Origin of the sequence: Pandoraea captiosa (assembly GCF_902459775.1) — a bacterium.
Lineage (GTDB): Bacteria > Pseudomonadota > Gammaproteobacteria > Burkholderiales > Burkholderiaceae > Pandoraea > Pandoraea captiosa.
Genome location: NZ_CABPSQ010000001.1, coordinates 486,527 through 507,843 on the forward strand (window position 1 = coordinate 486,527; position 21,317 = coordinate 507,843).

The window sequence follows — 21,317 nt, forward strand, 5'->3', positions numbered from 1 at the left end:
ATGGGTTGCCATCTTGGATGCGATTCTGAAAACGGTGTCCTGGCGACGCCTGTGTCTGGCCGCGATGCTCACGGGCAACGCGCTCGTCGCCGCAGCGGCTGCGGATGTGTCGTCGCCCGTGGGCGTGTGGCGCATCGTTGACGAGACGGGCGACCCGAAAGCGCTCATCACGATCACCGAGCACGACGGTGAGATCGTGGGGGCATTGACCAAAAGTCTGGGCAGACCGGATGGCCTGGAGCGTCGGTGCACCGAATGCACGGACTGGCGCAAGGACAAGAAGCTTCAGGGCCTGCAAATCATTCGTGGGCTGCACAAGGATCCCGACAGCGACGAATATGTCGGTGGGAAAATTCTCGATCCGGATAGCGGCAGCGAATATGGCTGCAAGATGCGGGTCGTCGCAGGTGGCAAGAAGCTCGAAGTTCGAGGCTATTTCGGCATCTCCTTGCTGGGCCGCACGCAGACCTGGATTCGCGAGCCGTAACCTCATCTTCCCGGCGAATGGATCGACGTTGTCGCGAGACATCGCATCGGTGTGGGCTCGCGAAGGCTAGAGGACTTCCTCAGCACGACGTCACGCCTTTGGCGTAATCTTCAAAGCGACTCACGCGTGGAAGACCTGCACCGGTAGGCGTTTTTCCGATGTGTCCTTCGCGGTTACGGTGAGTCCTACGACAATCAATTCCGTATCCGGGAGGATGACAATCATGATGCAGATTTCGAACGCGACGTCCTGGCGACGTCTGGGTGCGCAGGCACTCGTGGCGGTGGCGCTGCTCGGCGGCATGGCAAAGACGGCGATGGCTGCCGACGAGAACTCGCCGGTGGGTGTGTGGAAGACCATCGACGACGCCACCGGCAAGCCGAAGGCGCTCGTCACGATCTCCGAGAAAGACGGCGAGTACGTGGGTGTAATCACGAAGGGCCTCGGGCCGAACGACGACCCCGAACGTGTCTGCGAGAAGTGCACCGACGCGCGCAAGGGGCAGAAGATGCTCGGCATGCAGATCATTCGCGGCATCAAGAAGGACGGCGACGAGTACAGTGGCGGCTACATTCTAGATCCCGAGAACGGCAAGGACTACAGATGCAAGCTGACGGTGATCGACGGCGGCAAGAAGCTCGACGTCCGTGGCTTCATCGGTATCTCGCTGATCGGCCGCACGCAGACCTGGATTCGCGAGCAATGATGTGCATTGATGTGCGCCAATGCGCACATGATGCCTGCTGACATGGGGTGCCCGCGGCACCGGTAGCGCGCAACGACAGCAGACGGCCCGGACGAGACATCGTCCGGGTTTTGTCTTTGGCGAACTGCTTATGACGTTGCGCCTTGCATGACGCCGATGTCCTCGCGCGAGCCCAGGCGCTTCGGCAGCCGGTCGAACAGTGCGTGGATCATTTGCGGCATGGTGTGTTTCTCGATGGCGCCAAGCACGCCTCTCGCGGGCCGCAGGTCAGGCTTCAGGTCGTCGAAATCGCTGGCATTCCCCACGTCACGCGCATGGCTGGCTGCGCTCGACTCACCCGCATCCGTGCGCACTTCGTGCGTGCCGGGCGGCAGCGCTGCCGGTACACCGATGCGTCGCCCGATGGGCCGCGGAATCATGAATCGCGAGGCCCAGCCCATTGCCTTGCCGACGAGCGGGAGATGCGTGGCCAGCCGCTCGGCGTGCTTCACCGTTTCCTGCAACAGCGAGAGCGCTTCGCCGTGAACGTAATACGCCGTGATGCGCGAGGACGCGGGCGACGCCGAATGCCGGGCCACCGTGCGATTGTGCAGGCCCGCACTGTCGAACGTCAGGCCGCGTGAGCCGGGCACCACGGAGGTTTGCGCTGTCGCCAGTCCGCCGCCAAGGGAGTGACCGGTGAAGACCAGCGTCTTTGCGCCGTACGTCCATGCCAGTGACCTGGCGAGTCTGACGGCCTTGTCGTATTGGGTCGAAGTCAGTCCGAGCGCCTGCCGGATGTTCTGCATCCAGTCGACCGACGCGCGACCCGCAATGCCGATCTCCGTCCCCCGATTGGCCACGATGATCTTGTTGCTCACGGCATCGGCATAGACGGCCGCGAAGTGGCCCGACTGTCCGGGACCGTTGTCGTCGTGGTTCTCCAGTCTTCGCACGCGCGAGGGCAGGATCTGTGGAACGACGTGATCGAAGTAGACGTCGTAGTTCATCAGCGCGGCGGCCATGGCGTTGCGTTGCTCCAGCAGGGCGGCGGGGGCGCGATGCCGTCCTCTCGATTCGATCCACGTGTCGATTTCGTCTACGCGCTGCGCGATCGGCACCAGCTTTGACGTTTCCTCCGCCACATCGTGTGCGGCGTCCGGGCCCACCAGCGGCGTCATCTGAAAGAGCACTTCGCGATACGCCTTCGCTTGCCGAAGCCCATCGGCGCGTGATGCGGCATCTGCATTGGCATCGGCACCGTTGAAGGTCTCGGTACCGGTATTGAAGCGATCGTCGCCGAGGGGTGTCGATGATGGCGCACTTCGCGCAGCGTCGCGCCACGCTCGCGTCAGTGCCAGCAGCAGATCGTTCAGCGCGTGCGGGCGGTTCGCGCCGCTCGCGATGCCGGTTTGCGGTTGCGGGTCGATGCGTTGCAGCGTGCGCCGCCATTGCTCGGCCGCCATGCGACGCTCGTTGACATGCGCCGGCCATGGCTCCGGCATCGCAGGTGCGTGCGTTTCAGGGGGCGTGGTGTCGATCGGTGCACTGTCGACCGGGTCGTGAACCGGTTCGTTGGCGGCCGGGGTCGTGAAGGTCGAGGGAGACAGCGCGGGGCTGAACGCCCCAGTGAGGATGTGCATGGAAGTCATCGTTTGCGATGGTAAAAATCCCCCGCGTGGCACCGCCTCGGCTCGTGACCCAGGGATGCGGCAGCGCAGGGCAAGGGCGAGCGATTCTGCGCGACCCCAGTGCCCCCGGAAATCAAGAATGGCTCATTTCCGCTGGTTCGCTAACGCGTGTGCGCCGGGGACGACTCGCATGGCTCGCGCGTGTCGTCAGTACGCCATCTGCACGCCACTCGCACGTGACTGGAGCGTGACTGTAGCGTGAAGAGGCCATATAACGACAACGCCTCCATAACGACAACGCCCGGGCAGTGTCGCTTCACTGTCCGGGCGTTGCCGTCCTGCACCGTTCGTCGGGGCCTGCTCCCCGCGAACGTTCCCCCCTCGCGATCCGTTCCCTTCGGATTACTTCCCTAATCCGCCAAGCAAACCTGTCACCGGCGCAAGCAGTCCGCCCGCGCCGCTCGAACTCCCGGTGCCGGTACTCGCCAGCGAGGTGAGCGGCGTGGTGACGGTGCTCAGCAATGTCGTAACGGGGGAGAGCGGGCTTGTCGTGCCACCGCTACCCGATCCGCCCGACCCACCGCCCGCACTGGTCACCCCGCCCAGAAGGCCGGTCACCGTGCCCAGCGGGTTGCTGCCGGACGATCCCGTGCCGGTCGTCAGTCCACCGAGCAGACCTGTGACGCTGCCGAGCGGGTTGCCGGATGATCCCGATGCACCACCCAGACCGCCACCCAGACCGCCGAGCAGACCGGTGAGCGCGCCGAGCGGATTGTTGCCACCGGCCGCCGTGGGCGTCACCGTGGTGTTGCCGACGTTCGCCAGCACATTGCCCAACGCGTTCGGACTCGTCGTTCCGGTCGTTCCCGAGAGCAGACCGCCCGCGCTCGTCACGGTATTGCCAAGCGCCATGAGCGGGTTGCCAAGGCTCGCGACCACGCCGTTCGGTGCGCCGGCCTTGACCTGTGCGCCGGTCGTGTTGAGCGCCCCGCCGAGAGTGCCGAGCAGCCCGGCAACGGGCGTGCCGAGCCCGGTAGTGTTGCCGAGTGTCTGCGTCGTGGTGACGACTGTGTTCGTAATGGGCGTAATGGCCGACGAAAGTGCCGCCGTCGCCTGAACGACCTGCGGACTCGTGAGGACTTGCGTGAGCGCCTGGCCCCCCGTTACGCCGCCCTGACCGACGGTCGTGACGACATTGCCCAATACGCCGGTGAGCGTGGCCACGGGCGTGTTGGCGAGCGGGCCGCTGTTGCCTATGCCGGCCACACCGCTGCCAAGCGACTTGGCCGCGTTGCCGAGATCGGCGACGACGCCACCGGTGCTCGCAAGTGTGGTGCCGATCGGGTTGGCGCCGTTCTTGCCGAGCTGCCCGAGACCGTCGCCGACGCCCGTGCCCAGGTCCGTCACTGCCTTGCCGGTCTGCGAGACGGCGCCGCCCAACCCCTGCGTGACCTGTGGCGACACACCGGGAATCGTTGTGTTGGACACCTGATTACCGACGGCGCTGACCACCGACCCCACCGAGCTCACCACGCCGTTGCTGCTCGAACTCGGGTTGGTCGGATCGTTGGGATTGGTCGGCGTGTTTGGATTGTTCGGATTGTTGGGGTTGGTGGGCGTGTCGCCGGTGGCGCCGCTACCGCCGCCAGAGCTGGAGCACCCGGTAACGCCGATCACGCCGGTAACGAGTGCAGCGAGCGCAACGAGCAAGGTGGGACGCAAAATCTTCGACATGACATTTCTCCTCGATGGGGCGCGAGCGGCTTTCGCTGCCTTGCTTTCATTGCTGGCTTTCGTTGCCTCGTGCGCTATGTCCGGGAATGCTCGCTCAGGGCTTGGACGACGTGCCGCGCGTGTTCGACACCAGACCCGCGATGTCCTGATCCGCTTCGAAGCGCAGACGAAACGTTTCGCTCTTGAGCGTGCGAATGCTCTGCACCAGAAAATCGTGTATCGCGGCGAGTTCGCTGTGGTCGTAGGCCGCACTCACCGCAGTGAGCTCACGCGATACCGACGACAGAAACTGTTCGATTTGCGCACAGCGTTCTTCGATCGGGTGAATCATCACCATGCGACGGTCGTGCGGGTTCTTCTCGCGCTCGACGAAGCCCGCGCGCTCCAACCGGTCGATGACGGTCGTGATGCCGCCCGAACTCACGCCCATCAATTCGGCGAGCTGGCCTGCGGTGATCGATTCGAGTTCGAGAATCAGGTCGAGCGCATTCAGGTCGGTGACGTTCAGGCCAAGCTGCTCGGCGAGGGCCGCGTGATAGAGGGCGGTGTACACGGCGAGTCGGCGTCCGAGCGAGCGGACGATGCCGGCGACGAGATCGTTGCGGTTCGTGTGACGGTCGCTCATAGTGCCGTTCGTTCCATGGGACGGAGCAGACGTCGAAGTCGCTCCGGAGGCGACGCCGGTGTCGGCGCCGTACGTGTTATGGCTTTGACGGGGGACGTAACCGTTACCGGATTCACGCATTGCCAGCGGTTCGGAGGTTTGCGGGGCGGATTCGCCATGACCGCGCATCAGAACGCCGGTGTCGGATATGAAGCGGGCCATGGCATCTCCTTATCGATTCCTGTCGGGGGGGCTGCATGGCCCGGTGCGTGTGCCCCGGGCCACAGTCGCATCGATTACTTGCCGACGCTGGCGACGCTGCCCAGCAGGTTCGTGACCGGCACGAGAATGACGGCCAGACCGCTCGTTGCGCCCGTGCTGCCGCCGGCGCTGCTCGTCACGCCGGAGAGCAGGCTGGTGACGGGAGCAAGCGGGCTGCTGCCGCTGCTGCCTGAGGTCGCACCGCCCAGACCACCGAGCAGACCCGTGACGGGCGCCAGTGGGCTGCTGCTGCCACCGGCGCCACCGAGGCCACCGAGCAGGCCCGTGACCGGTGCGAGCGGGCCGCTGCCGCCACCGAGCAAGCCGCTGAGCGAGCCGAGGGAGCCGGTGCCGCCACTGCCGCCGGCGGCGGTGTTGCCGAGACCGCCAAGGAGCGAGCCGAAGGGGTTGGCGGAGCCGGTCGACGTGGAGCCGTTGACGAAGCCGCCCAGCGTGGAGACCGTGTTGCCGGTCGCGGTGACCGTGTTGCCGAGCGATTTCACGACACCGTTCGACGACGTGCCGCCGATCTGCACGCCTAATCCGGCGACCGTGCTGCCGACCGTACCGAGCAAGCCGTTCAACGGCCCACCGAGTCCGGTCGTGTTGCCCACGGTCCGGGTGGTGTCGGATACGACGTCGGTGATCGGGTTCACGGCCGAGGACAAGGTTTGTGTCACCTGCGCTACCGGGCCGCCGGAGAAGGCCTGGCTTGCGATGGCGCCGCCGGCGATGCCGGCCTGGCCCACGGTGCCTACGATGTTGCCAACGGCGCCGACGAGTGTGTCGACAGGCGTGTTCTGGAGCGGGTTGCCTTTCGTGATGCCCGAGATGCCGCTACCCAGTTGCTCGCCGGCGTGACCCAGATCGGTAATGGCGGGCGCGACACCGACTTTGAGCGTGGTGCCCACCGTATCCGCCGACGTGCCGCTTTGACCAAGCCCGGCGCTCACACCCTTGCCCAGATCGGTGACGGCGTTACCCGTGCTCTTGAGCGCGCCGCCCATGCCTTGCGACGTTTGCGAAGACACCAGCGGAAGCTGGGTGCTCGCAACCTGATCGCCCAGCGCGCTCACCACGTTACCGGCCGAGCTGACGACGCCGCCGGCGCCCGATGCCGTGGTGCCGACGGCGTTCGGCGTGCCCGTCGTGCCGGTGGAGGTGGCGCCGCTGCCGCCACCGCCGCTGGAGCAGCCGGTAAGTACGATGGCTGCCATGGCGGCCGAAGCCAGAAGGGTGCGTTGAAGTGCGTTGCTCATGATGGTTATCTCCCTTGATCGTTCTGAGTGTCGGCTGGCGGGGGACCGCTCGATGACGCCGTTGGGTTTCATTGCTTGCCGTGAGGTGCTGCTATTTCCATTTGAGAAACCGGGGCCGCTCGCTGTGGTGCCGTTGCGTGCGCGCGGCGTGTCGGATGAGCCGGATCCGGGGCGCCCCGGTGCGATGCGTCGGCATCGGGGCGAGGGCCGGATCGCGGCGGTCGCAGGCGGGCGGCGGTATCGCACGGGTCATGATCGGGTTGCCGGTTGATGGATCGCGTCGATGGCGCTCGATCACGTCGTTTGGCGTGACCAGGCGTCGCTTACTTCTTGCCGCCGAGCAGGCCGCCGAGCAAGCCTGTCACCGGGGCGAGCGGGCCGCCGTTGCTGGTGCCGCTGCCCGACGTTGCGCCGCCCACCGAACCCGTGACCGCGCCGAGCAGTGAGGTCACCGGGGCGAGCACGCCGCCCGAAGCCGAGCTACCGGAAGCCGAACCGCCTGCACCGGCCGAGGCGCTACCCGTGCCTGCCGCGCCGCCTACGCTCACGCTGACCGTGCCGCCAAGCGCACCCGTCAGACCCGAGACGAGATTCGTGACCGGAGCGAGCGGGTTGGCGCCCGAGCCACCGCCCGTTGCGCCGCCGACGGCGCCTGTGAGACCCGACACGACGGTCGTCACCGGGGCCAGCGGGTTACCCGTGGAGCCGCCACCTGCGGCACCGCTGAGGGCGCCCGTCAGACCGTTGACGAGATTCGTGACGGGGGCGAGCGGGTTGTTCGCCGATCCGCCGCCGGTCGCACCGCCGAGTGCTCCGGTCAGGCCGGAGACGAGGTTCGTGACGGGGGCGAGCGGGCCCGTGGTGCCCGTGCCGCCGCCGATGCCGCCCGTCAGGCCGCCAAGGGCAGACGTGAGGGGAGCGAGCGGGTTGGTGCTGCTCGGCGTGCCGTGAACCACGCCACCGAGGCTTGCCACCGTGTGACCCACGCCGGCGACGACGCCGCCGAGGTCGGCTGCCACCGGGTTATTGATCTGGCCACCGAGCTTGGTGCCCACGCCGGCCAGGCTGCTGCCCACCGTCACGAGCAGGTTGTTCACCGGCGTGCCGAGACCCGTCGCGTTGCCCAGCGTTTGCGTGGTATTGGTCACGACCGTCGTGATCGGCGTGATGGTCTTCGTCAGCCCGGCGGTCAGTTGCTGAACGGGCGCGGCGTTCACGGTGTCCGTGAGACCCGTGCCGAGTGCGGCGCCTGCGCCGCCCACCGCGCTCACCACACCGCCGAGCAGCGTGGTCACGCTGTTCACGGGAGCGATCTTGTTGAGACCGGTGGTTTGCCCGAGGCCGGTCACGGCGCTGCCGAGTTGCTGGCCCGCCTGACCGAGGTTGGTCACAGCGCTCGTGACGCCGGTGAGGGTCGGGTTGAGCACGTCGTTGCTCGAACCGAGCTTGCCCAGACCGTTCGTCAGGCCGTTGCCGATGGATTGCACGGCGTCGCCCGTCTTGACCGTAGCGCCCGCCAGACCGCTCTTCGTTTGCGTGCTGACCAGCGGCACGTTCGTGTTGTTGAGCGTGGTGCCCAGATCGCTGACCGTCTTGCCGACTTGCGTGACGACGCCCGTGCTGGCCGTGGCTGCGACGGTGCCGATCGGATTGGTCTGCGCGCCGGTGCCCGTACCGCCGTTGCCATTGCCGCCATTTCCATTGTCGCCGTTTCCGTTTCCACCGTTGCCATTGCCACCAGTGCCGCTGCCGCTGCCGCCACCGGCGCCGCCGCCCGAACCGTCAGGCACGGTGCCTGCGCCCGAACCGCCGCCGCTGCCGGTGCCGGCCGTGGTGCCGCTGCCGCCGCCGTCACCGAGCGAGCCGCTGGTGCCGCCCGAGCCGGAGCTGGCGCAGCCCGTCATCGTGACGACGGCGAGGAGAACGGCGGAAGCGAGAAGGTTGCGTTGGATGTTGTTCATGATGAGGTCCTCTGGTCTTTGTTGTCGTCAGGCGAGCACGGCTTGTGCTGCCAGTCGGGTGTTCATGCGTTGTGCGATGAGTGCGAACAGGAGCGCGTTGACGACTGCGCTATCGGGGCCCGTCATCGCATGGGCCGAATTCGTATTGCTGCTACGGGCATTTGCCGCTTCGGTCGGTGTGGCGGTGGCGCGTACGCCACCGCCTTCTTCACCGCCCCTCCCTGGGCTTGCGCCTCTACGATCCGCGTCGGCCGCAGCGCTTTGCTGCCTCGCCGCAATGCGTTGACGCTCCGCCGTAATGGCCGTTGCGCCGTGCATCGTTTGTTTGGTATTGCCAACGATCATGGTGTCCCTCGTGATCTTCAGCGTTGCGATGCAGGGGTATGCGCAAGAGGTATGCCAAGCGTCGATTCAGAAGTTGAATAAGCGCTCTAGTTTTTCCGGCAATGGGCTCGAAAGCCTGTATTTATTTGCGTTTCGGAAAACAAGAATCTTTTGAATCGAGAGATCGCCGTCGGGCGAAGAGGGAGGTGACTCAGGGTTAACGCCATCGGGAAATGGCGAATAACGGGGGAAATGGCGTTCCCGTTACGTGGGTCGTTACGGGTAACGTAACGTAACGGCCCCGGTGTAATGGAGCGAAATGGAGAAGCAACGAAGAAGCAAATAAGAAGCAAAGCGACATGCGGTGCAAGACAATGTCGTTGCCTGTCGTTTTATTAGCATCAGCCCCGCAAGTCCGGGTAATTCCCGACCGTCGTCGATGCTCAGGAAGCCGTAATTTGTCGGGAAAGGCTTACGCCGTGGCGCCGGTGCGATCGACCGGATAACGAAATGAAGCTGGGTCTTCGGTGCGAGCGGGATTGCGCCGAATTGAGGATGGGGAATTCGAGGATTCGGGGCCGTGCCGAATCGGATGAATAGTTATTTAAATGCGCGCTGAAATCGGCGCAGCGTGTTTTGTGAGCGCGTGTGGCGTCGCACCAATCATGGTTTTCCCTCGCGGGCGTTCCATTGCTTAGTTTTGGAGTATTGTTCGATCAACTGGTGTAACGTTTTTTTACAATCGCCAGGGTGATTGGAAGCAAGGCTCTAGTTTTTGGGATTTAGTTTAAATTAGCATCAGAAAAAAATAGCAGGCAGCTGCAAACGGCGTGCCAACAGCAAGAGAAATATTGGCATACAACGTAAAAGAGGTTCGCAAGCCTTATGGCGCAACGAGCCCAGGGCCGAAGTCAAGAGTTGATAAGCGATATGGCGAGACTGCGTCATCAGTCCGGTGGGCAGGTGTGTGATGTCTCGTTATTTGCCAACGGGCGCTCCGGTGCCTTTATTGAGGGAGGGTGAAATGAAGCTCGCAAATCGTTTTCGTCTGTTTGCTCGGGATGAGCGCGGTGTCACGGCGCTGGAGTACGGCATCCTCGCTGCCATCGTGGCGGTCATCATCGGCGGCACTGTGTCGACCGGATTGGGCACGGCGTTCGGTTCCGTATTCGCGAAGATCCAATCGGTGATCACCGCGTCGGGCGCCTGACGCCTACCGGTGCCCGGTCTGCTGCGCAAGGCGTCTCGACAAGCTCGCGCATTCGCTTCAAAACGATAAGCCGACCGGCGCTCCTCGCTCGTGCCAGTAGTGCAGGTGCAGCGGTGAGGAGGGGTGCGTTGGACAAAGGGGAAAGGCACTCGCTATCAGGCCTGCGGGAAATGTGGCACATGCAGCTCATGCCGATAGCGTCGCTGGTGCCGTTCGAGGTCATGAGAGGCGGTATTCGCCAGGAAGCGAATCATGCAAGCAAATCGAGCACGCCATGGTGGGCGCCCGCGCCGTGTGTCCCGGCAAAAGGGCGTAACTGCCCTTGAGTACGGCATTCTGGCGGCCATCGTGGCGGTCGTCATCGGCGGCACGGTTTATACCAATCTGAGCGACGCATTGACGAGCGCATTCGCTTCGATGACGTCGGCAGTCAGTTCTGCGATTTCGCACTGAACCCGCGTTACGGCGTCGGCGGGGTAACGCGCCTCCACCGCAACGCTTTTTGAAGCGAGACGCGCTGTGCTGATATTGCTGTGGCTGTTGTGTGTGCCGATCGTGATGACCGATCTGATCGCGCGGCGCATCCCGAACGTGTGGCTGTTATGTGTCGCTGCGCCGAGTGTCGTGTGGATTGGCTGGCAGGCGTGGCAAACGGGACCGCAGGTGCTGTGGGTTCACGGGTTGGGCGCGGTGATCGGTTTGCTCGTACTGCTGCCTTTCTGGTGGCGGGGTGTGATGGCTGCCGGAGACGTCAAGCTTTTCGCCGTCATCGGATTGGTCGCCGGGTATCCGGTGCTGTTGCCGGTGTGGTGTCTGGCCAGTGTCGCAGCGGGTGTGCATGCGCTCGTCTTGCTGACCGGCCGGCTGAAGGGGTTGACGCGGTGGCGCGAGCCTCTGGCGCAATCGCATGCGTGGCAACGAATTTTGCAGTGGCGCGCGGGACGCGTCGGATTGCCCTACGGGGCCTATCTGGCGGCCGCAGCGCTCGTTGTGAGGTGAGCGCCATTCGGGGCGGGGAATGCCGGGTCCCGAAGTCGCAAGCCTTGGCGCGGATGCTGTGACGAGTGCTGCCGCAGGCAGTGCCGTAATAATGGGAGGCGCGGGCGACGCCGCGCAAATTGGCAGGTTCACGCGTCGCCAGACACGGCCGAAAAGCGCCGTGCGCGACGGGGGGTATCGTCATGAAACGGTCTGGGGCACAGGCAAGGGTGAGGTGGCAGGACGTACGCGCGGGTCGGATGCGCGGCGTCGCTGCACTGGAATTCATGCTGATCCTCCTGATCCTGCTGCCTGCCTTCTACGTCGCCGTTGCATTCTCCATCAACATTCTTGCCCGCCAGATGCTCACGCAGGCCGCCTCCGAGGCCGGCCGGGCAATGCTGCGCGCCGGCACGATGACACAGCGTCAGGGCTATGCCACGACCGCGATCAACACGACGCTGGCGTGGCCGTCTGCGTCGGCGGTGACGGCCACGTTTCCCGTCGATCCAACGTATCCGTGCCCGGCCTCGGGTGTCGGTGCGGCGTCGCAGTGCATCGTTCACGTGACGCTCACGCTGAACCAACCGATGACGGTGAACTGGCCGGGGCTCGGCGCACTGGTGCCGTCGACGGTCGTGGGCACCGCGGCGGTCACGCTCGATACCTCGACGCTCGGAGGCAGTTGATGAGCGCGCACGATTTGCCGGCGGGCAGTGCGTTGGGCATGGAGGGAAACGCACATGGGAAGTCGTGCAGCAGACGTAACGACAGCAATAGGCGCAAGGACAGAATGACATGCCGCCGGCACGCCGGCGTCCCGCAAGTTTCGACTGAACGGCCGACAGGCCCCAAGCCATGAACAAAGCCACCAAGATTCTCGCTGCTGTGCTGGTTGTCGCCGGCGTGCTGCTTGCGCTCTTTGCCTTGCGTCTGGGCACGGCGAACGCGCCTGCGCCGACAGCGACGCCGTCGGCAGTGACGCAGACGCTCACGCAGCGTTTCCCGGCCGTGGTGGCGGCCAAGGCACTGGTGCCGGGCAAGCCGATGACTACCGACGATGTCAAGGTGGCGCAATTCGACAGCCCGGCGCCGGGCGCCTTCAATGTGCCGGCAGACGTCGTGGGGCGCGTGCCGCTCGTCGCGCTGGCCGCCGGCGTGCCGATTACGCAAAACTTGCTGGCGCGCGGGCTGGCCATGCAACTCGCGCCAGGCGAGCGCGCCGTCTCGCTGCCAGTGAGCGAAACCGTCGGCGTGAGCAATCGCATTCGCCCCGGGGATTACGTCGACGTCTTCTTCACGATGAAGACGAACCCGCCCGCAGGTGGCCCGGGTGGCGGTCTGGCCGACGATACGCAGGCCCGGCTGCTCGCGTCACGCGTGCGCGTGCTGACCTACGGCAATGCGTCGCTCGACGATGTAACGCCCCCGCCGGCGGCGCCCAGCGTGGCATCGACGGTTGCCGCCGCCGCATCGACGCAGCCGCCTGCACAGCAACCGTCCGTCAACGCGCAACCGCCCATGCCTGCGACCTCGGCGGTGGTGGCGGTGCCGATCGAAGACGTCAACCGTCTCGTGCTAGGCGCACAGCAAGGCAAGATCACGCTCGCGCTGCGCAATCCGACTGACGACGCGAAGCCCGATACGTCGCTCTTTCCGCCCACGCCGCCGGTTCTCGTGAGCAAGGCCGGTCTGGCGGGCGACACCAAAGCCGCACTTGATGCGCCGGAGAACCGCGCCTATGCAGGGATTGCGACGACAGGACTCGCGGGGGAAGCACCACGGCGGGCGGCGGTGGCGGCACCGCGTGCGCCGGGAGGCGGTGGCGGCAATAGCGGCACGATCGAGGTCGTGCGCGGTGCCGAGCGCTCCAGTGCGGCCTACTAGCGAATTAGCGAATTAGGGATCGCCGAAACCCATCGACCGAATTTGACCAGCATCGAAGCGAATTGAACGGAATAGCACCGACACGTAGATCCAGTGACGCAGGACCCGCGTAAGCCGATAACGCTACCTGCCTGCGCCACTCAACCGACACAGTGACCGATACAGCCACGCCATGATGAGAAGCCAGGTTCGCACTGCCAGACGAGAAACCAGACGTGTCACGGGGATGTTGCTTTGCCTGGGCGCGATGCTGGCCTGCGGGGCAACGGTTGCGGTGCGCATGGCCGACGCGGCGGATAGTGCGGTGTCCCCCGGGGCGCGTTCGCTCACGCTGGGCGTGGACGAACAACGTGAACTGCCCGTCACCGGCAAACTGGAGCGCGTTGCCGTCGCCGACCCGAAGGTCGCAGACGTCGTCGTACTCAAGGGCTCGGGCGGACGGCGCGGCTCGGTCCTGATCGTCGGCAAGAAGGCAGGAACGACGCAGGTATCGACGTGGTCGGCGGGCAGCGAAGCGAGGCACTGGGAAGTCCACGTGCAGGGCAGCCTGCAAGGTGCGCTCGGCGACAGCGGCACTGCCAGTGTGGACGCGCGCGGCAACGCTGCCGTCATCAAAGGTCACGCCGGGTCCGTCATGGAGCATAGCGGTCTGCAGGCGGCGGCGGTGGATGCCACGGGCAAGGGCGGTGTGGTCGTCGACCGCTCCACCGTGGGCGAGACCGGCGTCGTGCAGGTGGATGTGAAGATCGTCGAAGTCAATCGCAACATCCTGAACCAGTTGGGCGCGAGCTTCAGCGCATCGCGGACTTCGAGTTCCGGGAGTTTCGGCATTGGATCGAAGCTGAACTCGGCGTTCTCCGGCAGCGGCGCAGTGCCGAACTTCGGCTCGTTCTTCGGCACGATTACGCGAGGGGCGTTCAACCTGTCGGCGGAGATCGATCTGTTGCAGTCGAACGGTCTTGGACGCGTGCTCGCCGCGCCCACGCTGGTGGCGCTCTCCGGGCAGAGCGCGAGCTTTCTGGCCGGTGGCGAACTGCCGGTGCCGCAGTCAGGCGGGCTGGGAACGACGACCATCGTCTACAAGTCGTTCGGTGTCGGCCTGACGGTCACGCCCACGATCCTGTCGCCGAATCGCATTGCACTGAAGGTCGCGCCCGAGGCGTCCGACCTCGACTACACGAATGCCGTGGTGATCGCCTCGACGCAGATTCCCGCGATCTCCACACGCCGTGCGGACACGACGGTCGAACTCGGCGACGGTGAGAGCTTCATCATCGGCGGGCTGATTTCGCGCACGACCACCGCGGCCGTCGACAAGGTGCCGCTGCTCGGCGATCTGCCGCTGATCGGCGCATTTTTTCGCAATCTGAAGTACAACAGTACGGAAAAGGAACTGGTCATCATCGTCACGCCGCGTCTGGTCAAGCCGGTTTCCCGGGACGTGGCGCTGCCGTTGCCGGGGGACACTCGCGAGAAGCGGCCAGGCCAGGTGTGGGGCGCCTATCTGATGGGCGTGGCAAGCGACAGCGAACTGCCGGGCTTCTCGAAATGATGCGCACGCCGGGGCCGACGCGATCGGCCGGGACATTGACGAGAGCCGGGATGGGGTAGTGAGGAGTGCATAAATGAACGCACCGACGCGAATACTGGACACCATGACTGAGTTGCATCGCTTTCTTTTTTGCAGCGCCCATGCCGGCCACGGACAGTGGCTGTCGGCGGCTTTGCGCGAAGAGGGCGTAGTGCTGCAGGAGGCCGGCCGTCCGGCCCAATTGCAGCAGCGCATCGGCGATCTCGACCCGCAAGTCGTGTTGCTCGACTTCTCGGGCGAGCCGACCGGGCATGCCGAAGAGCCCGCCGATGGCGGCATTGCGCAGGCGACCGAACTCGCGCAAATGCTCAAGCGTGTGGCGCCCAAGCTTCCGCTCGTGGCAGTCGGCTCGATGGTGCGGGCCGACGGCATGAAGGCGGCCATACGCGCCGGAGTTCATGACTTCATCGACATGCATTCGACGCATGAAGAAGCGCTCGAAGTCGTTCGCCGCGTCATCGACCACACACCTGGCACGACGAGCGCGGCTGCGCCGCAACGGCACGGTCGCTTCGTGGTACTGCTCGGCGCACGCATCGGTGTCGGATGCAGCACGCTTGCTGCGCATCTGTCGCAGCTCGGACAGGAGTTGTCCGTGGGCGCGAACCCGGAGCGCGCAGAGCGTGCGGCCAAGGTGGCGAAGTCCGGCAATGGCAACAAGGACGACAAATTCGACACGTCGTTGCTCGGCCACGTTGCGCTGCTCGATCTGGGGTTGCCCTCGGGCGACGGCCTGCTGTACCTGAACACGCAAAGCCAGTTCAGCTTCGCCGAAGCCGTTCAGAATCTGCGGCGCTTTGACGAAACGCTGGTGCACACGGCGGTCTCGCATGCGCCGAGCGGGCTGGCCGTGTTGCCGTTGCCGCTCGATCTGGGCGACATGCGCAGCGTTGCCGCCGCCGACGCGCTCGCGCTGACCGACCGGTTGCGCGCGTTCTTCGATCTGATCGTGGCCGACCTGGGCGGCTTCTCGAATCCGGCGTTCGTCGCGAGCCTCGTGCGCGCGGCCGACGAAGTCTGGCTCGTGGTGGATCAGAGCGTCGGCGCCATCGTCTCGCTCGCGTCGCTGCTGCGCGATCTCGAAGAGAAGAGCGTGGAGCGCAGTCATCTGCACCTCGTGCTCAATCGTTACGACCCGCGCTATGGCATGGCCGCGGATCAGATCGCCAAGCGCTTCGACGTGCCGCTGCTCGCCACGCTGCCCGATCGTCCGCTCGCCATGCTCTCGGCGACCAACCAGGGCAAGCTGATCATCGATACCGCGCGCGGCGACCCTTATGTGCGCGCGTTGCAACCCTTAGTGGAACGTCTGCTCTCCGCCCAGCACGCGGGTGCCGCCTCACACCGCCAGTCGTCGAGCTGGCTAGGCCGATTCATGGGAAAGCACTGATATGACCGACTCCATCGAATTCGCCGACGACAAGCGCGCGTTTGCCAATTCACAGCAGTTCCAGGACATCAAGACCGCTGCGCATGAACATCTGCTCGCGCGCATCGAGGAGCTTGGCGCCGAATTCGGGCGTTGGAGCCGCAGCGCCATTCAGCAGTTCGTCGATCTGGAGATGGACGGCTTCGTGCGTTTGCGTCGCATTCCGATCAACGAGGCGGAACTGCGCCAGATTTCCGACGCGTTGACGAAGGAGCTGGCGGGCTTCGGTCCCATCGAGGACCTGCTTGCCGACGCCGCAGTGGAAGACATTCTGATCAACGGCTACAACGACGTGTACGTCTCGCGTCGCGGAGTGCTCGCGCGCGAAGCGTTGCGCTTCTCTGACAATCAGCACCTGCTGCGTATCGTGCGCCGCATTCTCGCGCCCATCGGCCGCCGTCTGGACGAATCGAATCCGATGGTCGATGCGCGCCTGCCCGACGGTGGACGTCTGAACGTTGTGATCGAACCTCTTGCCGTCGACGGGCCGGTGGTCTCCATTCGCAAGTTCCGCAAGGACCCGCTCAAGCCGTCGGACCTGCTCGCGTTGGGCAGCTTCAACGAAGAAATCTACAACCTGCTCGAAGCGGCGGTGCGTTCGCGCTGCAATATTCTCGTGTCCGGGGGCACCAGTTCGGGCAAGACCTCGCTGCTCAACGCACTGGCGAGTTTCATTCCGGCGACCGAGCGGGTAGTCACGGTCGAGGACACGGCCGAACTCTCGCTCAATCACCCGCACGTGGTGCGACTGGAGTCGCGTCAGGGCGGCTTCGACGGCTCCGGCGAGGTGACGATTCGCGATCTGATTCGCAACAGTCTGCGCATGCGCCCCGACCGCATCATCGTGGGCGAAGTGCGTGGCTCGGAAGTGCTGGAAATGATGCAGGCGATGAACACGGGGCACGAAGGCTCGATGGCGACGATTCACGCCAATTCGCCGCGCGAATGTCTCTATCGTCTGGAGATGCTGGCGGGCTTCGCGGGCTTTCAGGGCAGCGAGAGCAGCTTGCGTCGTCAGATCACGAGCGCGCTCGACTTCATCGTGCAGATCGGGCGGTTGTCGAACGGGCGGCGTCGCATTCTCTCGATTACCGAGGTGACGGGCGTGTCCGATACGGTGATCTCGACGCAGGAGTTGTTCCGCCACGAATCCGTCATCGGGCCGGACGGCGAAGAGAAGGACAAGTGGGTGTCGCTCGGGCTTCAGCCGCATTCGCCGAAGCTCCAACGCTACAAGGAACAATCGCGCAATGCCGCCGCCGCCCTGCAATCCCAGCAGGGCAACGTGCCGCCGGAGAACGGGGGCGGGGGCGGCTTTTTCGGACGCCGTCGATGAATCCCATCGTGCTGTGGGTCGCCTGCATCGCGCTGCTGCTGGTAGCGGCGGGGCTGGAGCTGTGGCGTCGCTCGCATCAGCGTGCGCGCGAGCAGGCCACCAGCGCGTTTCTCGAGCGCCAACTGGCGCAAAGCGCGCCGCGATTTGCCGGAAACGAGACGGGCGAGGTGCGCGCAGCGCGCCGAAAATCGCTGCCGTGGGAGTTTTTCTTCGAGCGCGCGGGCGTGCACACCGACTCGACGTTCTACCTCACGTTGATCGCCCCCGGCGTGTTGCTCATGCTCGGGTTCTGGGTCTGGAACGGCCCGCTGTCGGCCATCGTGATTCTGGTGCTGTATGTCGTGGGGGTGGTGCTGCGTTACTGGCTCAAGGCGGCGCGTCGTCACCGCGATATCGTGCGTCAGTTGCCGGTGTTTCTCGACGGCATGGTGCGCATGCTCACCGTCGGCAACAGCTTGCCGGCGGCGTTCCAGTCGGCCGCAGGCAATACCGATATGCCGTTGCGCGAATTGCTCGAACGTGCCGTACGTCAGGTGCAGGCGGGGGTGGATCTGGATGTGGCGCTCAAGCAGATTGCGCGCGTGTATCAGGTCGAGGAGATCTACCTGTTCGCGTCGGTGGTCGATCTCTCGACACGCTTTGGCGGACGTGCCGATCAGATTCTGGCGCGTATGTCGGGCTTTATGCGAGATCGCGAGCAGGCGCAGGCGGAGCTGTTCGCCTTGTCGTCGGAGACGCGCCTGTCGGCGTGGGTGCTCGCAGCGCTGCCTATCGTCGTGAGTGCCATGCTGATGCTGCTCAATCCGGCGTTCTTCGAGCCGATGTTCAAGGAAGCCGCAGGCCAGAAACTGTTGGCAATCGGCATGGGGTTGGAAGTCTTCGGCGGGTTCGTGTTGTACCGGCTGGCCAAGTCGCTTTGAGATGACGCCATGAATTTTTCGTCCCTGACGGCAGACTCGCAAACGTGGATGATGCTCGGCCTGCTGATGGTCGCGGCAGGTCTGCTGCTGGCCGCGTCGGCCATCGTACTGCGTGCGATGCGCCAGGGACGCAGCGGGCGCATGATCGATCAGGTGCTCGCAAGCCGTCAGCAGCAGGCGCTCGCGGCGCTTCGTGCGGCCACGGCAACGGCGGGTTCGCGTTCGATGCCGGACGACCTGTCGCGCGACAACGGGGATAGCGTGCCGAGCGGACAGCGCGGCTGGCGTGCGTTGCTCGATCGCGCGGCGGCGCTCGGCAAGCGGTGGTCGGAAACGCGTCTCGGGCAAAGCCTCATCGCGGCGGAAGACCGGCTGTTGCTCGCACAATGCGGCTACGACAGCACGCGCGCCAAGTCGTTGTTCCTCTTCGCCCGCGTAGCGCTGGCGGTCGTGCTTCCCTTGCTCGTCTGGCTCTGGTTTCCGGGCAGCGGCGGGCTGGGCACGATTTTGCGCCTCATGGCGGCTGCCGGCGCAGGACTGATGGCACCCAAGTTTTACGTGCAGCGCAAGGCGGCGGAGCGCCGTCGTGCACTGATCGACGAATTGCCGCTGCTCATCGACTTGCTGCGTTTGTTGCAAGGCGTGGGGTTGTCCATGGATCAGAGTCTTTATGTCGTGGTTTCCGATTTTCGCGAAGTGCTGCCGATTCTCTCCAAGGAATTCGAGGCGGCCAATCGTCAGTACGCATCGGGGCGCGGGCGCGAGGCGTCGATGGGGCGATTGCGCGAGGTCTACGACAACGACGATCTGCGCGCGCTCGTGAGACTGCTCGTACAGGTCGAGCAGCACGGCGGCGCCGTACAGGAGCCGTTGCAGCAATTTAGCGACCGTTTGCGCGAGCAACGACGTCAGACGATGAAGGAGCGCATCGGCAAGCTCACCGTCAAGATGACGCTTGCCATGATGCTCACGCTGTTGCCCGCGCTGATGCTCGTGGTCGCAGGCCCCGCGATCCTGTCGCTCGCCAAATCCATGGAGGCCATGTGATGTCGCCCGCTTCGACCCCCACACCGACACCCGCACCGACACAGACCGCGACACCCCTGCGCGTGCGCGGACAAGCGCTGCATGGCACCCGTGAGTTCGCCGTCCGAGTGTCGGCGGCGCTTTCGTGTGCCGTCTGCGCGGCGTTCCTTGCCGGGTGCAGCAGCGGCCCGACGCTCGGCGGCTATGGCGCGCCGTCGGCCGCCGCGCTGATGCAGGCGCAGCAGAACGACGAGGAGAAGGCCAAGCTGGCCAGGCCGGATACGCGCGAGCTGTATCTGTCGATGATCCGGCAGTCGCAGGAGCAGGGCTCCTATTTCGCGTCGCTCGCCCATATCGAGCAATTCCGGATTCAGTACGGCGCTGCGCCGGACGTCGATATTCTGCGCGCCGACGCGCTGCGCGAGACCGGGCAGCCGGAGCTCGCCGAGCAGGCCTATCGCGCGTTGCTCGGCAGCAGCGAAGCGGCCGCCGCATGGCACGGTATCGGACTGGTGGCGGCGCAACGCAAGGATTACGCCGCGGCGGCACATGCCCTTCGCGAAGCGGTGAATCGCGCGCCGACCGAAGCGTTCTACCTGAGCGATCTCGGTTTTGCGCTGTTGAGTAACGGCGATGCCGCCGGCGCGCGCGTGCCACTGGCGCAGGCCGCGGAGCTGCGTCCGGACAGCCGCAAGGTGCTCAGCAATCTGGCGGTCTATCTCGTGGTGACGGGCGAGCGTGCGCGCGCCGACGACATGATGACGAACGCCAAGATGTCGCCGGCCACGCGCGAGGCCATCAACAAGCTCGCGGCCGATATCCGTGCGCATACCAAAGCGCGCAAGCAGGCGGCAGATGCCGCAGCAGCGCGCGCAGCGGCGCAGGCGGCGGCGTCGATTGCACCGACGGCGCTCACGGGTGCAAGCGGGACGAGCACAGCGAGCCAAGCGGGGCAAGTTACCCAGGTTAGCCAAGTGGGGACACCGGTCGTCGTGCGTCTGACGCCGGGCGGTATGGCGCCGAGCGATACGGCGTCGGCGGCGAGCAACGACACGCAAACGAACGCAACAAAGGCGGTGACAGCGCAGGCCCCGGCGAGCACAAGCGCCAAACTCGCCCGCGCGGGCGATGCCGCGCGCAGCGACATGCCGACGTCGATGCTCGATCGCTTCGCGCATTCGCAGTAATTCGTCGCGGGTGCGCGGTGCCGTGTGGCGGGGCGAGGCGCGACGCGGCATGGTGGGCCACGGCTAAGCGCCACCGCCAGGCAAGCGGCGACGAAGTCCAACGGCAAGAGGCAGGCGTTGCGGATCACGCAACATCAGGGAGACGTGATGATGGCAGTCCAGAAAACTCAGGGAACGCGGGGTGCATGGCCGATGCAGACGACGCAACACGGACTCGCCGTGCTCACGCTCTGTGCCGCGTTGGGCGCGACGCTGTGGGCGAGTGGGGCAACGGCGCAAACCAACGCGCCGGTATCGGGCGCCATGGGCGGTGTCGATGCCCGGACGGTGGCGGCGCCTTCTACGGTAACTTCGGCGGCTCCGTCCACCGGACAAACGACGCAGACAACGCAGACAGAATCGCAAACGCCGGTCGCCAGCAGTGTCGTTCAACCCGCCCCTGCTGCGCAGGTCGCCCCGGTTCAGGAGGCGGCCCGCACGCCGACCAACGTGGTTCGCCGCACCACGCCGCCGCGCGTGGGCGAGCCGGCGCGTGACGGCATGCTGGGCGACGAAACCGAGGCGCTGCTGGCCGTTCAGGGCAATAACCTCGCTGCCGGACGCGGCCTGCCCATGCTCGGCGCGACCGCGTCTCGCGCTTACAAGCGGTATCTCGACAGCTTCAACTATCCGATTCCGGCGTTCTTCGAGACGATGGTTCAGAGCACCAACGGCTCGGGGGGCGGAGGCGGTGGTGGAGGCGGCGGGGCCGCGCCTGCCGCGATGGGGACTGGCGTCAGCCAGTGATGCGCCATGACTGCGCGTGAG

20 protein-coding genes are annotated in these 21,317 nt (G+C 65.4%); 14 read left to right on the forward strand and 6 right to left on the reverse strand.

Features of this window, described 5'->3' with window-relative positions; translation table 11 throughout:
• Positions 1–13 precede the first annotated feature (13 nt).
• Together PCA31118_RS02170 and PCA31118_RS02175 are read left to right on the forward strand one after the other, a co-directional pair.
• Positions 14–487, forward strand: coding sequence for a DUF2147 domain-containing protein (locus tag PCA31118_RS02170; RefSeq protein WP_246190016.1), 474 nt, complete (start codon positions 14–16; stop codon positions 485–487).
• A 223-nt stretch (positions 488–710) separates the two neighbouring features.
• Positions 711–1,193 carry a DUF2147 domain-containing protein gene (locus PCA31118_RS02175; RefSeq protein WP_150622531.1) on the forward strand — a complete coding sequence of 161 codons (483 nt, stop codon included), beginning with the start codon at positions 711–713 and terminating at the stop codon, positions 1,191–1,193.
• 128 nt (positions 1,194–1,321) lie between these two features.
• Here the strand turns inward: PCA31118_RS02175 and PCA31118_RS02180 are convergent, their stop codons facing one another.
• The 6 genes from PCA31118_RS02180 to PCA31118_RS02205 form a co-directional block, all read right to left on the reverse strand.
• Positions 1,322–2,815, reverse strand: coding sequence for a Tle-like phospholipase domain-containing protein (locus PCA31118_RS02180; RefSeq protein WP_174990299.1), 1,494 nt, complete (start codon positions 2,813–2,815; stop codon positions 1,322–1,324).
• A gap of 390 nt (positions 2,816–3,205) precedes the next feature.
• Positions 3,206–4,537: a collagen-like triple helix repeat-containing protein gene (locus PCA31118_RS02185; protein WP_150622535.1), complete on the reverse strand. Its 1,332-nt coding sequence runs from the start codon at positions 4,535–4,537 to the stop codon at positions 3,206–3,208.
• 94 nt (positions 4,538–4,631) lie between these two features.
• Positions 4,632–5,363 (reverse strand): MarR family winged helix-turn-helix transcriptional regulator, encoded by a 732-nt coding sequence (locus PCA31118_RS02190; protein WP_150622537.1) that lies wholly within the window; start codon positions 5,361–5,363, stop codon positions 4,632–4,634.
• 74 nt (positions 5,364–5,437) lie between these two features.
• A complete protein-coding gene (locus PCA31118_RS02195) occupies positions 5,438–6,661 on the reverse strand; it encodes a collagen-like triple helix repeat-containing protein (RefSeq protein WP_150622538.1) in 1,224 nt (407 codons plus the stop codon).
• A 323-nt stretch (positions 6,662–6,984) separates the two neighbouring features.
• Positions 6,985–8,622, reverse strand: coding sequence for a collagen-like triple helix repeat-containing protein (locus tag PCA31118_RS02200; protein ID WP_150622540.1), 1,638 nt, complete (start codon positions 8,620–8,622; stop codon positions 6,985–6,987).
• Positions 8,623–8,649: 27 nt separating this feature from the next.
• Positions 8,650–8,967 (reverse strand): hypothetical protein, encoded by a 318-nt coding sequence (locus PCA31118_RS02205; protein ID WP_150622542.1) that lies wholly within the window; start codon positions 8,965–8,967, stop codon positions 8,650–8,652.
• Positions 8,968–9,970: 1,003 nt separating this feature from the next.
• On the opposite strand from PCA31118_RS02205, the gene PCA31118_RS02210 reads away from it, so the two are divergent.
• The 12 genes from PCA31118_RS02210 (at position 9,971) to PCA31118_RS02265 (ending at position 21,296) form a co-directional block, all read left to right on the forward strand.
• Positions 9,971–10,156, forward strand: a complete 186-nt coding sequence (locus tag PCA31118_RS02210) for a Flp family type IVb pilin (protein ID WP_150622544.1) — start codon at positions 9,971–9,973, stop codon at positions 10,154–10,156.
• A 252-nt stretch (positions 10,157–10,408) separates the two neighbouring features.
• The gene (locus PCA31118_RS02215) at positions 10,409–10,609 is read left to right on the forward strand and encodes a Flp family type IVb pilin (protein WP_150622546.1); all 201 of its coding nucleotides are present in this window, start codon (positions 10,409–10,411) and stop codon (positions 10,607–10,609) included.
• Between the two features lie 66 nt (positions 10,610–10,675).
• On the forward strand, positions 10,676–11,155 hold the full coding sequence (locus tag PCA31118_RS02220) for an A24 family peptidase (RefSeq protein WP_217431229.1): 480 nt from the start codon (positions 10,676–10,678) through the stop codon (positions 11,153–11,155).
• Between the two features lie 239 nt (positions 11,156–11,394).
• Positions 11,395–11,823 (forward strand): TadE/TadG family type IV pilus assembly protein, encoded by a 429-nt coding sequence (locus PCA31118_RS02225; RefSeq protein WP_174990300.1) that lies wholly within the window; start codon positions 11,395–11,397, stop codon positions 11,821–11,823.
• 169 nt (positions 11,824–11,992) lie between these two features.
• Positions 11,993–13,021, forward strand: coding sequence for a Flp pilus assembly protein CpaB (cpaB, locus tag PCA31118_RS02230; RefSeq protein WP_150622550.1), 1,029 nt, complete (start codon positions 11,993–11,995; stop codon positions 13,019–13,021).
• 226 nt (positions 13,022–13,247) lie between these two features.
• Entirely contained in the window at positions 13,248–14,573 is a 1,326-nt protein-coding gene (locus PCA31118_RS02235; RefSeq protein ID WP_246190017.1) for a type II and III secretion system protein family protein, read from the forward strand.
• A gap of 73 nt (positions 14,574–14,646) precedes the next feature.
• On the forward strand, positions 14,647–16,002 hold the full coding sequence (locus PCA31118_RS02240; RefSeq protein WP_150622552.1) for a CpaE/TadZ family protein: 1,356 nt from the start codon (positions 14,647–14,649) through the stop codon (positions 16,000–16,002).
• A 1-nt stretch (position 16,003) separates the two neighbouring features.
• Entirely contained in the window at positions 16,004–17,377 is a 1,374-nt protein-coding gene (locus tag PCA31118_RS02245) for a TadA family conjugal transfer-associated ATPase (protein ID WP_150622554.1), read from the forward strand.
• Entirely contained in the window at positions 17,374–18,297 is a 924-nt protein-coding gene (locus PCA31118_RS02250; protein ID WP_150622556.1) for a type II secretion system F family protein, read from the forward strand. The genes PCA31118_RS02245 and PCA31118_RS02250 overlap by 4 nt, the downstream gene beginning before the upstream one ends.
• A 9-nt stretch (positions 18,298–18,306) precedes the next feature.
• A complete protein-coding gene (locus PCA31118_RS02255; protein ID WP_150622558.1) occupies positions 18,307–19,344 on the forward strand; it encodes a type II secretion system F family protein in 1,038 nt (345 codons plus the stop codon).
• The gene (locus PCA31118_RS02260; RefSeq protein WP_150622560.1) at positions 19,344–20,510 is read left to right on the forward strand and encodes a tetratricopeptide repeat protein; all 1,167 of its coding nucleotides are present in this window, start codon (positions 19,344–19,346) and stop codon (positions 20,508–20,510) included. The genes PCA31118_RS02255 and PCA31118_RS02260 overlap by 1 nt, the downstream gene beginning before the upstream one ends.
• Positions 20,511–20,702: 192 nt before the next feature.
• The gene (locus PCA31118_RS02265; protein ID WP_174990301.1) at positions 20,703–21,296 is read left to right on the forward strand and encodes a DUF3613 domain-containing protein; all 594 of its coding nucleotides are present in this window, start codon (positions 20,703–20,705) and stop codon (positions 21,294–21,296) included.
• Positions 21,297–21,317: the final 21 nt, after the last annotated feature.